The following is a 12,496-nucleotide window of genomic DNA, read 5'->3' as shown; positions in this document are numbered from 1 at the left end:
TTAATGATACAAAGGCCGTCTGAAAACGGTTTCAGACGGCCTCATATCGTCGGCGGTCGGCTTTATTTGCCGCGCATCAGTTCGAAGAAATCGTTGTTGTCCTTCGATGCTTTGAGTTTGTCGACCAAAAACTCGGCTGCTTCCAACTCGTCCATCGGGTGCAGGAATTTGCGCAGCAGCCACATGCGTTGGAGCTGGTCGTTAGGTACGAGCAGCTCTTCGCGGCGCGTGCCGGATTTGTTGATGTTGATGGCAGGGAACAGGCGTTTTTCGGCCATGCGGCGGTCGAGGTGCAGCTCCATATTGCCCGTGCCTTTAAACTCTTCGTAAATCACGTCGTCCATACGGCTGCCGGTTTCCACCAGCGCGGTGGCGATGATGGTGAGCGAGCCGCCTTCTTCGATGTTGCGTGCCGCGCCGAAAAAGCGTTTGGGGCGGTGCAGGGCGTGGGCGTCTACGCCGCCGGTGAGCACTTTGCCGGAGGTGGGGACGACGGTGTTGTAGGCGCGGGCAAGGCGGGTGATGGAGTCGAGCAGGATGATCACGTCTTTTTTGTGCTCGACCATGCGCTTGGCTTTTTCAATCACCATTTCGGCCACTTGGACATGGCGTGCGGCAGGTTCGTCAAAGGTGGAGGCGACGACTTCGCCGCGCACGGAGCGGCTCATTTCGGTCACTTCTTCAGGGCGCTCGTCGATGAGCAGTACGATAAGCTCGGCTTCGGGATAATTGGCGGTAATCGCGTGGGCGATGTTTTGCAGCATCACGGTTTTGCCCGATTTGGGCGGGGCAACCAAGAGTGCGCGCTGGCCGCGGCCGATGGGGGAGACGAGGTCGATGGCGCGGCCGGTGATGTTTTCTTCGGATTTGATGTCGCGCTCGAGCTTGAGCTGTTTGTTGGGGAACAGCGGCGTGAGGTTTTCAAACAGGATTTTGTGGCGGCACACTTCGGGATGGTCGCCGTTGATGGTGTTGAGGTGCACCAGGGCGAAGTAGCGTTCGTCGTTTTTCGGCACGCGCACGGTGCCTTCGATGGTGTCGCCGGTGTGCAGGTTGAAGCGGCGGATTTGGTTGGGCGATACGTAAATATCGTCGGGGCCGGCGAGGTAGGAGGTGTCGGCGCTGCGCAGGAAACCGAAGCCGTCGGGCAGGATTTCCAGTGTGCCCGAGCAGGTGAAGTCTTGTCCCTGCTGCATCAGCTGGCGCACGATGGCGAAGACGAGGTCTTGTTTGCGCAGGCGGTTGGCGCCTTCGATGCCGAGTTGTTCGGCCTGTTCGAGCAGTTTGGAGATGTGTTGGGTTTGTAGTTCGGAGACGTGCATAGGAGTGGGTTTGGTCGGGTTGGAGAGGGCGGCCTTTGAGGCCGTCTGAAAGGGCAAAAGAAAAGTGCGCGGCTGCACGTGTTCGGTGTATGTGTTTTTTGCTTTGGCTGCTGCTTGGAGAATACCGGTTTGATTTAAGGGTGATGCGGATATGCTTGGATGCGGCCGTGGGATCGGCGTTTCTGAAACCTGAAAAAAGACAAGCCGTCTGGCTTGTCTTTCGAATCTGGCGGAAAGGAAGGGATTCGAACCCTCGATACGCTATTCACGTATACACGCTTTCCAGGCGTGCGACTTCAACCACTCATCCACCTTTCCGTGAAGCTGCGCATTATACGGTTAAGCCGCGCGGCGGGCAACCGCTATTTTCGCAATGTTTTCAGACGGCCTCTGCACAGCGGGGGGAAATCCGCCTTTTTCAGACGGCCTTTTCCAGCAGCCTGCGCCAGCGTTCGGCTTGGAAACGCACCTGTTCGGGCGCGGTGCCGCCCAGATGGTTGCGTGCGGCGAGGCTGCCTTCGGGCGTGAGCACTTGGTACACGTCGTCTGAAATCAGGCTGCTGAAACCCTGCAATACTTCCAGCGGCAATTCGCTCAAATCTACGCCGCTTTGGTCGGCATGGCGCACGGCTTGGGCAACGACTTCGTGGCTGTCGCGGAAAGGCATGCCTTTTTTCACCAGATAATCGGCCAGGTCGGTGGCGGTGGCAAAGCCCTGCATCACGGCCGCGCGCATGTTTTCCGGTTTCGCCGTTACGCCGCGCATCATGTCGGCGTAAATCCGCAAGGTGCCGATAAGTGTGTCAACCGTGTCAAACAGCGGCTCTTTGTCTTCCTGATTGTCTTTGTTGTAGGCCAGAGGCTGCGATTTCATCAGCGTAATCAGTCCGATAAGGTGGCCGATGACGCGGCCGGATTTGCCGCGCACAAGTTCGGGTACGTCGGGATTTTTCTTTTGCGGCATGATGGACGAGCCGGTGCAGAAGCGGTCGGCAATGTCGATAAACCCGAAGCGCGGACTCATCCACAAAATCAACTCTTCCGACAGGCGGCTCAAGTGCACCATCACCAGCGAGGCGGCGGCGGTGAACTCAATGGCGAAATCGCGGTCTGATACAGCATCGAGGGAATTTTGGCAGATTTGCTCAAAGCCCAAGATTTCGGCGGTAATCTCACGCCGAATCGGATAGGTTGTGCCCGCCAGCGCGGCCGCGCCCAAGGGCATACGGTTGACGCGGCCTCGGCAGTCGGCCATGCGCTCGTCGTCGCGGCCGAGCATTTCCACATAGGCCAGCATATGGTGGCCGAAGCTCACGGGTTGGGCGACTTGCAGGTGGGTGAAACCGGGCATCACGGTATCGGCGTGTTGCTCGGCCAGCTCGATTAAGGCCGTCTGAAGGTCGCGTATCAGGCTGCGGATGATGCTGATTTGGTCGCGCAGCCACAGGCGGATGTCGGTAGCGACTTGGTCGTTGCGGCTGCGACCGGTGTGCAGGCGTTTGCCCGCGTCGCCGATTTTGTCGGTGAGGCGGCGTTCGATGTTCATGTGCACGTCTTCCAAATCGAGCGACCAGACCATTTTGCCCGCTGCGATTTCGGCCAGGATTTCTGTCATGCCCTGTCGTATGGCGGCGGCGTCTTCGTCCGACAACACGCCCGCCTGCCGCAGCATTTCGGCGTGCGCCAGCGAGCCTTGGATGTCCCATTCGGCCAAACGTTTGTCGAAATCAATCGAGCCGGTGTATTTTTTCACCAGCTCGGACACGGGTTCGTTGAATCTTCCCGACCATGTTTTGTTGCTGTTCATCAAATATTTCCTTGAAGGTTGGAGCCCCGCCGTTTGGCGGCGGGGGAGCCTGACTTTATCCGAATCGGGGCACTTTTAATATATGGCTCTGCATGTCGAAACATATATAATGCGCGGATTTTGTCAGTCGAATTACTATTAAGAAATGCACATTATACGTCAAATAAACGCGTGGTTTGCGGTTCCCGATATGCGCAATTTGGGCACGGCCGTGCGGATTTTCTTTTTTTGCGCCGCAGGTGTGCTGCTGCTGCCGCTGATTTCCGGCAGCGGTGCGCCCTATGGGATGCTGGTGTGGCAGCACGCCGCCTGGCTCGTGCCGCTGGTGGCGGCCAACGCCGTTACCGGTTATTTCACCGACCGCTATCTCGTCCGCCATCCGCAGGGTGCGGTGCTCAACCTGCTGTTTTGCCTGGTGCAGCTTTTCGTCGTCGATTTCGTCATATTGGGTGAGCGCACCCATTTCGTTCAGCATTTGGTTATCTACACCGTCGGCGTGCTCTTTGCCATGTATTTCGAGGCCAACCGCCTGCGCGCCCTGTCGCCCGCCGTTTCCGAAGCACGGCTCACCGCGCTCACCGCCCGCATCCGCCCGCATTTTCTCTTTAACAGCCTCAACGCCGCCATCAGCCTCATCCGCCTGCGTCCGTATGACGCGGAAACCCTGCTGGAAAACCTCGCCAACCTGTTCCGCGCCCAGCTGCGCGAGGGCAACCAGTTCAGCACGCTGGGACAGGAAATCGAATGGGCGCAGGAATACATCGCCATCGAACAAATCCGCATGGGGCCGCACCGCGTGCAGGTCGAGTGGCTGCACGAAGCGCCCGACGATGCGGAAACGCCGCAACTGCTGTTGCAGCCGCTGCTGGAAAACGCCGTTTTCCACGGCGTGGAAACCACCGCCCGTCCCGGCAATATTGTGGTGAAAACCGCTTTGCAGGGACACTGGCTGTATATCCGCATCGAAAATCCCTACACGCCGCACGAAAACATGGAAAACACGCAAAAGGCGCACCGCGGCAATTCGATGGCGCTGAAAAATTTGCAGGAGCGTCTGGACATCATGTACGACAATGACGCCGAGCTGAAACTGTCGGCGCTGGACGACATCGGCATCTACCGCGTCGACATCCGCCTGCCCTACCGCAAACAGGATAACGACTACGGCGCATTGTTCGGCGCGTAGTGCGGTATGCGGTTTGAAGCCGTCTGAAAGGACAAACGTGCTTTCAGACGGCCTCTGTCGTTGTGCCGAATGCGTGCCGGCAAAATTAAGGCCGTCTGAAAAACCTTTTTGGGTTTTTCAGACGCCTTTTGCCGTGTTTTATTTCTTACCGGCGGCGCGGTCGGCTTTGGCTGCCCAGTAGGATGCCAGCAGCGAGCCGGAGACGTTGTGCCACACGCTGAAAATCGCGCCGGGCACGGCGGCGACGGGGTCGAAGTATTTGAGCGCCAGCGTGGCGGCGAGGCCGGAATTTTGCATGCCGACTTCGATGGACAGGGTTTTCTGTTCGTCATAGGGCAGGCCGCAGAGTTTGGCGGCGAAGAAGCCGAGGAGGTAGCCGATGCAGTTGTGCAGCACGACCACGCCGAAAATCAGCAGGCCGGCTTCGGCAATTTTGTCTTTGCTGACGGCAACGACGCCGCCGAGAATCAGCGCCACGGCCAATACCGACACCAGCGGCAGCACGTCGGCCGCGGCCTGTGTCTGCCGGTGCAGGAAGGTGTTGGCCAACACGCCCAGCACGATGGGCAGCAGCACGATTTCCAAAATGGACACCAGCATGGCGGCGGCGGAGATGTCGAGCCACTGGTGTGCCAGCAGGTAGAAAACGGCGGGCGTCAGCACAGGGGCGAGCAGGGTGGAGACGGAGGTGACGGCAACGGAAAGGGCGACGTTGCCGCGGGCGAGGAAGGTCATGACGTTGGACGCGGTGCCGCCCGGGCAGGCGCCGACGAGGATGACGCCGGCGGCAATCTGCGGCGGCAGGCCGAGGGCTTTGGCCAGTACGAAGGCGGTGAGCGGCATAATGACAAACTGCGCGGCAACGCCGACCAGCACGGATTTGGGATGGCGGCCGAGGATTTTGAAGTCGGACGGGCTGAGGGTCAGCCCCATGCCGAACATGACGATGCCCAGCAGCCACGGGATAAGGGGTTTCACCCATTGGAAGAGTTCGGGCTGCGCGTAGGCGGCAAGGGCGGTGAGCGCCGCCCACAGGGCGAAGGTTTTGCCGAAAAAGTCGCTGAATGCTTTGAGTTTGTCCATGTTGTGTCTCGTGTGTGTGTCGGAAAAAAAGAGGCCGTCTGAAAAGGGTTTAAACCTCTTTTCAGACGGCCTCAGGTTCAGTGTTCGCGCAGCCAGTCGACGTAGCGCTCCACGCCCTGTTCGACGGTGAGGAAGTCTTGCGCGTAGCCCGCGTCGCGCAGGCGGGCGATGTCGGCTTGGGTGAAGCTTTGGTATTTGCCTTTGAGCGCGTCGGGAAATTCGGTGTAGCGGATCAGACCCTGCGCCACCAGTTCGGCCAGGCCGAGTTTTTCCTTGCCTTCGGCGGCGCGGCAGGCGTTGACGGTGGCGGCGGCCAGCTCGTTGAAGCTCTGGCTGCGGCCGGTGCCGAGGTTGAAAATGCCGGATTGTTCGGGGTGGTCGAGGAAGAACAGGTTGACGTTTACCACGTCTTCGACGCTGACGAAGTCGCGGCTTTGTTCGCCGCTGCCGTAGCCGTCGTAGCTGCCGAAGAGTTCGACGTAGCCGCGTTCGCGGTATTGGTGGAAATGATGGAAGGCGACGGAAGCCATGCGGCCTTTGTGCTGCTCGCGCGCGCCGTAGACGTTGAAGTAGCGGAAGCCCGCCACCTGCGCGCTGAGCCCTTCGGCGATGCGGCGGCGCACGACTTGGTCGAAGAGGAATTTGGAATAGCCGTATACATTCAGCGGCTCTTCGTGTTCGCGCTCTTCGCGGAAGGTTTCGCCCTTGCCGTACACGGCCGCGCTGGATGCGTAAAGAAACGGGATGCGCTCGTCCTGACACCAGTCCAGCAGATCGAGGGTGTACTGGTAGTTGTTGTCCATCATATAGCGGCCGTCGTGGTTCATGGTGTCGGAACACGCGCCTTCGTGGAACACGGCTTCGATGTCGGAGAAGGGGAAAATATGGTCGCGCACCTGGCGGATGAATTCGTTTTTGTCGAGGTAATGGGCGATGTCGCAGTCGGCAAGGTTTTTGAATTTTTGGCCGTTTGACAGATTGTCCACGGCGACAATATCCGTGATGCCGCGCGCGTTGAGCCCTTTGACGATGTTGCTGCCGATAAAGCCGGCCGCGCCGGTGACGATAATGGTCATAAGAAGAGTCCTTTTAGAGGCCGTCTGAAAGGGCGGCATTGTAAACCAAAGCGGCCTTTCGGTTAAAATGCCGTCCGTTTCAGGCCGTCTGAAAACGTATTGGAAACAGATTGAGAAAGGAAAAACCGTGCAGAGCATGCCCGAAAACACCGCCGCCTTCTTCCGCGCCAACCGCGTCGTCAGCATTGCCGCGGCAGCAGAGGGCGAAATTTGGAGCGCCTGCTGCTTCTACGCCTTCGACGAAGCCGCCGCCCGCCTGATCGTCCTCACCTCGTGCAACAGCCGTCACGGCCGCCTGATGTCGGCCTCGCCGCAGGTGGCCGCCACCATCGCCGGACAGCCCGAAGGCTTCCTCCAAATCAGCGGCATCCAGCTCTCCGCCCGCGCCCTGCGGCTCGAAGGCGAAGCGCGCAAAAACGCGCTGGCGCTCTACACGGAAACACACCCGCTGGCCAAAGCCATGGCGCTGAAAACCGACGTTTGGCAGCTCGAACTCGACAGCGTGAAATACACCGACAACAAACTCGTCTTCGCCCAGAAAACCCTGTGGCAGCGTGAAGAGGCGTAAAATTTAGGCCGTCTGAAAGCAAAACACCCGTTTCAGACGGCCTGCCGTTTTTCCCCGCCGCCGCGCCTTGAATCCCGGTGCCCCGCCCCCATCATGGCAGCCGAATTGAAACCAAATTACAGAGGACATCCGTATGGCAGAAAAAAGCTACTACGAAATACTCGGCGTCGACAAAACCGCCGACGCCGACACCATCAAAAAAGCCTACCGCAAACTCGTGCGCAAATACCATCCCGACGTCAGCAAAGAACCCGACGCCGCCGGGCGCACCGCCGAAATCAACCGCGCCTACGAAACCCTGTCCGACACCGAAAAACGCGCCGCCTACGACGAAGAACAGGCCAACCCCTACGGACGCGCGGGCGGCAGCTCCTTCGGCCAGGGCTTTGATGCAAACGGTTTCGCCGACGGCGGCTTCCGCTACGAATACCGCGGCGGCGAACCCTTCGGCGCGGGCGACTTCAACTTCGAAGACCTCTTCTCCGCCTTCGGCAGCCGCGCACAAAGCCGCCCCGAAGGCCCCGAAAAAGGGCAGGACCAGCACGCCGAACTCGCCGTCGACATCTACGCCGCCTACACCGGCGCCGAGCGCACCCTCACCCTCAACGTCCCCTCCGCCGACGAATACGGCCGCCCCGTCTACCGCGAAAAAACCCTCAACGTCAAAATCCCGCAGGGCATCAGCGAAGGCCAGCAGATACGCCTTGCCGGACAAGGCCTGCCCGGCCGCAACGGCGGCGCCGACGGCGACCTCTACCTCAAAATCAAATTCCACGAGCGCCCCGATCTCTACGTCAAAAACCGCAAAGACGTCTACCAAACCATCGACGTCAAACCATGGGAAGCCGTGCTCGGCGGCAAAATCATCGTCCCCACCGCCGGCGGCCGCCTGCAAGTCAGCCTGCCCGCCGACAGCCAAAGCGGCAAAACCATCCGCCTCAAAGGCAAAGGCATCCCCGCCAAAGAAGCGGGCGACCTATACCTCACCATCCGCATCACCGTACCCAAAGCCGAAAGCGAAGCCGACCGCCGCGCCTGGGAGCAGCTTGCCGCCCACTTCGGCCACCCAGCCTGACACCGCAAAGGACAAACACCATGCAAACCGACATCACCCTCAGCTTTGAAGAAATCGTCCGCATCGGACAATGCCGCCGCGAATGGCTGCTCGAACTGATAGAAGAAGACATCATCAGCATCGAAGGCCGTCCCGAACAGGCGCAGTTCAGCGGCTTCCAACTCGCCCGCGTCCGCCGCGCCGCCCGCATCAGCCGCGACTTCGACGCCGGCATCCCCGCCCTCGGCCTCATCATGCGCCTGCTCGACGAAGTGGAAGAGCTGCGCAAACCCCGGCCGCAAGCCGACGCCGCCGAAACCGTATAAACCGCAAACCGCCGCCGCAACGGCAAAGAGGCCGTCTGAAAAAACCTGCGAAGCAGGTTTTTTCAGACGGCCTCTTGCCGCAGGGCGAGCTTATCTCTGTTTAAAACAGCCCCGTAATATTGCCGTTTTCATCCACATCAATCAGGCAAAGCCGCCGGCAGTGAAGCTCCCGGCGGCTGCGGATACGGGTTTTCCCGTCTACGTTTTTGGCGGCAGGTGCGGCGGGTTTGGCTGCTTTGGCATTGGGTGCGGAACCGACGGTAGCCTCATCCTTGAGCTTGCCGAAGATACCCTCGCCGATGCCTTTGACCTTTTTCAAATCCTCAACCGATTTGAAATCACCGTTTTCCTTACGGTAGTCGGCAATGGCCTGGGCTTTGGCCGGGCCGATGCCCGGCAGGGCTTTCAGCTCCTCCACCGTTGCCGTATTGATATTAACCGCGGCGGCGGCCAGAGCCGCCAGCGCATAGGCTGCCAATCCGAACAGGATTTTCTTCATCATAATTTTCCTTTCTGACACATAAGCGGCACACCATTCCGGTTTCTTTTTGCACACAACCGAAATAATGTTCCGGCACACACACCGGACGGGCCGGCACAATCAAGAACGGATATCATAATTAAAAACTGCCGAATCGGCAAGCATTTTCCCGGAGCAACATTCTGTTTTATCCGACAGAAGAAGCTTAAGATAAAGATAGCAGCAGACCGAAACCTACACCATGATGCATACCCGGCCCGAATGACGCATATCCGGGATAAAGCCTCAAACCCCTACTACGGCACAAACAAACAGGCACGAATTCTTACTCCGGTATGAACAAACAAAAACCCCCGCTTTTTGCGGGGGTTCGGAATAAGTGTCTGGCAGTGACCTACTTTCACATGGGAATCCACACTATCATCGGCGCTGAGTCGTTTCACGATCCTGTTCGGGATGGGAAGGCGTGGGACCAACTCGCTATGGCCGCCAGACGTAAACTGTCAAATCGGTAAAGCCGGACGGTTACAAACCGTCGTCAAATCAACTGTGATGAAAGTATCGGAACAAGTCCGATGTAAGCATTATCTTAAAGGTTTTAAAGTCCTTCAAATGATAGAGTCAAGCCTCACGAGCAATTAGTATGGGTTAGCTGCACGCGTTACCGCGCTTCCACACCCCACCTATCAACGTCCTGGTCTCGAACGACTCTTTAGTGCGGTTAAACCGCAAGGGAAGTCTCATCTTCAGGCGAGTTTCGCGCTTAGATGCTTTCAGCGCTTATCTCTTCCGAACTTAGCTACCCGGCGATGCCACTGGCGTGACAACCGGTACACCAGAGGTTCGTCCACTCCGGTCCTCTCGTACTAGGAGCAGCCCCCGTCAAACTTCCAACGCCCACTGCAGATAGGGACCAAACTGTCTCACGACGTTTTAAACCCAGCTCACGTACCACTTTAAATGGCGAACAGCCATACCCTTGGGACCGACTACAGCCCCAGGATGTGATGAGCCGACATCGAGGTGCCAAACTCCGCCGTCGATATGGACTCTTGGGCGGAATCAGCCTGTTATCCCCGGAGTACCTTTTATCCGTTGAGCGATGGCCCTTCCATACAGAACCACCGGATCACTATGTCCTGCTTTCGCACCTGCTCGACTTGTCGGTCTCGCAGTTAAGCTACCTTTTGCCATTGCACTATCAGTCCGATTTCCGACCGGACCTAGGTAACCTTCGAACTCCTCCGTTACTCTTTGGGAGGAGACCGCCCCAGTCAAACTGCCTACCATGCACGGTCCCCGACCCGGATCACGGGTCTGGGTTAGAACCTCAAAGACACCAGGGTGGTATTTCAAGGACGGCTCCACAGAGACTGGCGTCTCTGCTTCTAAGCCTCCCACCTATCCTACACAAGTGACTTCAAAGTCCAATGCAAAGCTACAGTAAAGGTTCACGGGGTCTTTCCGTCTAGCAGCGGGTAGATTGCATCTTCACAACCACTTCAACTTCGCTGAGTCTCGGGAGGAGACAGTGTGGCCATCGTTACGCCATTCGTGCGGGTCGGAACTTACCCGACAAGGAATTTCGCTACCTTAGGACCGTTATAGTTACGGCCGCCGTTTACTGGGGCTTCGATCCGATGCTCTCACATCTTCAATTAACCTTCCAGCACCGGGCAGGCGTCACACCCTATACGTCCACTTTCGTGTTTGCAGAGTGCTGTGTTTTTAATAAACAGTCGCAGCCACCGATTCTCTGCGACCCTCCTATGCCTACAGAGCAAGTCTTTCACATTAGAGGGCATACCTTCTCCCGAAGTTACGGTATCAATTTGCCGAGTTCCTTCTCCCGAGTTCTCTCAAGCGCCTTAGAATTCTCATCCTGCCCACCTGTGTCGGTTTGCGGTACGGTTCTGATCCAACTGAAGCTTAGTGGCTTTTCCTGGAAGCGTGGTATCGGTTACTTCGTGTCCGTAGACACTCGTCGTCACTTCTCGGTGTTATGAAGACCCGGATTTGCCTAAGTCTTCCACCTACCGGCTTAAACAAACTATTCCAACAGTTTGCTAACCTAACCTTCTCCGTCCCCACATCGCATTGAATCAAAGTACGGGAATATTAACCCGTTTCCCATCGACTACGCATTTCTGCCTCGCCTTAGGGGCCGACTCACCCTACGCCGATGAACGTTGCGTAGGAAACCTTGGGCTTTCGGCGAGCGGGCTTTTCACCCGCTTTATCGCTACTCATGTCAACATTCGCACTTCTGATACCTCCAGCATCCCTTACGAGACACCTTCGCAGGCCTACAGAACGCTCCCCTACCATGCACTAAAAGTACATCCGCAGCTTCGGTTACAGATTTGAGCCCCGTTACATCTTCCGCGCAGGACGACTCGACCAGTGAGCTATTACGCTTTCTTTAAATGATGGCTGCTTCTAAGCCAACATCCTGGCTGTCTGGGCCTTCCCACTTCGTTTACCACTTAATCTGTCATTTGGGACCTTAGCTGGCGGTCTGGGTTGTTTCCCTCTTGACACCGGACGTTAGCACCCGATGTCTGTCTCCCGAGGAACCACTTGATGGTATTCTTAGTTTGCCATGGGTTGGTAAGTCGCAATGACCCCCTAGCCATAACAGTGCTTTACCCCCATCAGTGTCTAGCTCGAGGCACTACCTAAATAGTTTTCGGGGAGAACCAGCTATCTCCGAGTTTGTTTAGCCTTTCACCCCTATCCACAGCTCATCCCCGCATTTTGCAACATGCGTGGGTTCGGTCCTCCAGTACCTGTTACGGCACCTTCAACCTGGCCATGGATAGATCACTCGGTTTCGGGTCTACACCCAGCAACTCAATCGCCCTATTAAGACTCGGTTTCCCTGCGCCTCCCCTATCCGGTTAAGCTCGCTACTGAATGTAAGTCGTTGACCCATTATACAAAAGGTACGCAGTCACGGAATAAATCCGCTCCCACTGTTTGTATGCATCAGGTTTCAGGTTCTATTTCACTCCCCTCCCGGGGTTCTTTTCGCCTTTCCCTCACGGTACTGGTTCACTATCGGTCGATGATGAGTATTTAGCCTTGGAGGATGGTCCCCCCATCTTCAGACAGGATTTCTCGTGTCCCGCCCTACTTGTCGTATACCTAGTACCACCGCCGGAATTTCGAATACGGGGCTATCACCCACTATGGCAGAAGTTTCCAATTCTTTCTTCTATCCCGACGGCTATCGTATACAGGCTCCTCCGCGTTCGCTCGCCACTACTTGCGGAATCTCGGTTGATTTCTTTTCCTCCGGGTACTTAGATGGTTCAGTTCTCCGGGTTCGCTTCTCTTGTCCTATGTATTCAGACAAGGATACCGCACTGAATGCGGTGGGTTTCCCCATTCGGACATCACCGGATCAAAGCTTTATTGCCAGCTCCCCGATGCTTTTCGCAGGCTTACACGTCCTTCGTCGCCTATCATCGCCAAGGCATCCACCTGATGCACTTATTCACTTGACTCTATCATTTGAAGCACCTTTCTGACTTTGGAGTTTCGCCGTTGACTAGCTACGTTCCTTAAGGCCTTTACTTTGATAAAGCTTA

The 12,496-nt window shown here is 57.1% G+C and carries 8 protein-coding genes, 1 tRNA gene, 2 rRNA genes and 1 pseudogene; 4 read left to right on the top strand and 8 right to left on the bottom strand.

The genetic code is table 11. The features are described from left to right. Positions 1-62: 62 nt before the first annotated feature. The 3 genes from rho to argH form a co-directional block, all read right to left on the bottom strand. A complete protein-coding gene (rho, locus tag CGZ77_RS11005; protein WP_036496612.1) occupies positions 63-1,322 on the bottom strand; it encodes a transcription termination factor Rho in 1,260 nt (419 codons plus the stop codon). A gap of 227 nt (positions 1,323-1,549) precedes the next feature. After that, positions 1,550-1,640: transfer RNA gene (locus CGZ77_RS11000), tRNA-Ser, on the bottom strand. A 100-nt stretch (positions 1,641-1,740) separates the two neighbouring features. Next, positions 1,741-3,129, bottom strand: coding sequence for an argininosuccinate lyase (gene argH / locus CGZ77_RS10995; RefSeq protein ID WP_009427167.1), 1,389 nt, complete (start codon positions 3,127-3,129; stop codon positions 1,741-1,743). A 145-nt stretch (positions 3,130-3,274) separates the two neighbouring features. Between argH and CGZ77_RS10990 the strand changes: the two genes are divergently transcribed. Beyond that, positions 3,275-4,315: a sensor histidine kinase gene (locus CGZ77_RS10990; RefSeq protein ID WP_009427166.1), complete on the top strand. Its 1,041-nt coding sequence runs from the start codon at positions 3,275-3,277 to the stop codon at positions 4,313-4,315. 138 nt (positions 4,316-4,453) lie between these two features. Here CGZ77_RS10990 and CGZ77_RS10985 read toward each other — a convergent pair whose 3' ends face one another. Both CGZ77_RS10985 and rfaD read right to left on the bottom strand, forming a co-directional pair. Further along, a complete protein-coding gene (locus CGZ77_RS10985) occupies positions 4,454-5,398 on the bottom strand; it encodes a bile acid:sodium symporter family protein (protein ID WP_009427165.1) in 945 nt (314 codons plus the stop codon). Between the two features lie 77 nt (positions 5,399-5,475). Continuing rightward, entirely contained in the window at positions 5,476-6,474 is a 999-nt protein-coding gene (gene rfaD, locus CGZ77_RS10980) for an ADP-glyceromanno-heptose 6-epimerase (protein WP_036496610.1), read from the bottom strand. Positions 6,475-6,601: 127 nt separating this feature from the next. Here rfaD and CGZ77_RS10975 point away from each other — a divergent pair, with 127 nt between their 5' ends. The 3 genes from CGZ77_RS10975 to CGZ77_RS10965 all read left to right on the top strand — a co-directional run bounded on the left by CGZ77_RS10975 (position 6,602) and on the right by CGZ77_RS10965 (position 8,422). Next, positions 6,602-7,042, top strand: a complete 441-nt coding sequence (locus CGZ77_RS10975) for a pyridoxamine 5'-phosphate oxidase family protein (RefSeq protein WP_036496622.1) — start codon at positions 6,602-6,604, stop codon at positions 7,040-7,042. A gap of 133 nt (positions 7,043-7,175) precedes the next feature. After that, entirely contained in the window at positions 7,176-8,117 is a 942-nt protein-coding gene (locus tag CGZ77_RS10970; RefSeq protein WP_009427162.1) for a DnaJ C-terminal domain-containing protein, read from the top strand. Positions 8,118-8,137: 20 nt separating this feature from the next. Next, the gene (locus tag CGZ77_RS10965; RefSeq protein WP_009427161.1) at positions 8,138-8,422 is read left to right on the top strand and encodes a chaperone modulator CbpM; all 285 of its coding nucleotides are present in this window, start codon (positions 8,138-8,140) and stop codon (positions 8,420-8,422) included. Positions 8,423-8,627: 205 nt separating this feature from the next. Here CGZ77_RS10965 and CGZ77_RS10960 read toward each other — a convergent pair. From CGZ77_RS10960 to CGZ77_RS10950, 3 genes and pseudogenes are all read right to left on the bottom strand, one after another. Next, positions 8,628-8,921: pseudogene (locus CGZ77_RS10960) on the bottom strand (ComEA family DNA-binding protein); the annotation flags it as partial. Between the two features lie 363 nt (positions 8,922-9,284). Beyond that, positions 9,285-9,397: ribosomal RNA gene (gene rrf / locus CGZ77_RS10955) — 5S ribosomal RNA — on the bottom strand. A gap of 123 nt (positions 9,398-9,520) precedes the next feature. Next, a 23S ribosomal RNA gene (locus tag CGZ77_RS10950) occupies positions 9,521-12,412 on the bottom strand. Positions 12,413-12,496 lie beyond the last annotated feature (84 nt).

The sequence above is a fragment of the Neisseria sp. KEM232 genome, from assembly GCF_002237445.1.
In the GTDB taxonomy this organism is placed as follows: Bacteria; Pseudomonadota; Gammaproteobacteria; order Burkholderiales; family Neisseriaceae; genus Neisseria.
This window is presented reverse-complemented; position numbering and strand designations above follow the sequence as displayed.

What these genes read in the sequence shown, in the direction of transcription:
- rho (WP_036496612.1), bottom strand. Translation starts at nt 1,322, where the DNA reads ATGCACGTCTCCGAACTACAAACCCAACACATCTCCAAACTGCTCGAA.
- argH (WP_009427167.1), bottom strand. Translation starts at nt 3,129, where the DNA reads ATGAACAGCAACAAAACATGGTCGGGAAGATTCAACGAACCCGTGTCC.
- CGZ77_RS10990 (WP_009427166.1), top strand. Translation starts at nt 3,275, where the DNA reads ATGCACATTATACGTCAAATAAACGCGTGGTTTGCGGTTCCCGATATG.
- CGZ77_RS10985 (WP_009427165.1), bottom strand. Translation starts at nt 5,398, where the DNA reads ATGGACAAACTCAAAGCATTCAGCGACTTTTTCGGCAAAACCTTCGCC.
- rfaD (WP_036496610.1), bottom strand. Translation starts at nt 6,474, where the DNA reads ATGACCATTATCGTCACCGGCGCGGCCGGCTTTATCGGCAGCAACATC.
- CGZ77_RS10970 (WP_009427162.1), top strand. Translation starts at nt 7,176, where the DNA reads ATGGCAGAAAAAAGCTACTACGAAATACTCGGCGTCGACAAAACCGCC.
- CGZ77_RS10965 (WP_009427161.1), top strand. Translation starts at nt 8,138, where the DNA reads ATGCAAACCGACATCACCCTCAGCTTTGAAGAAATCGTCCGCATCGGA.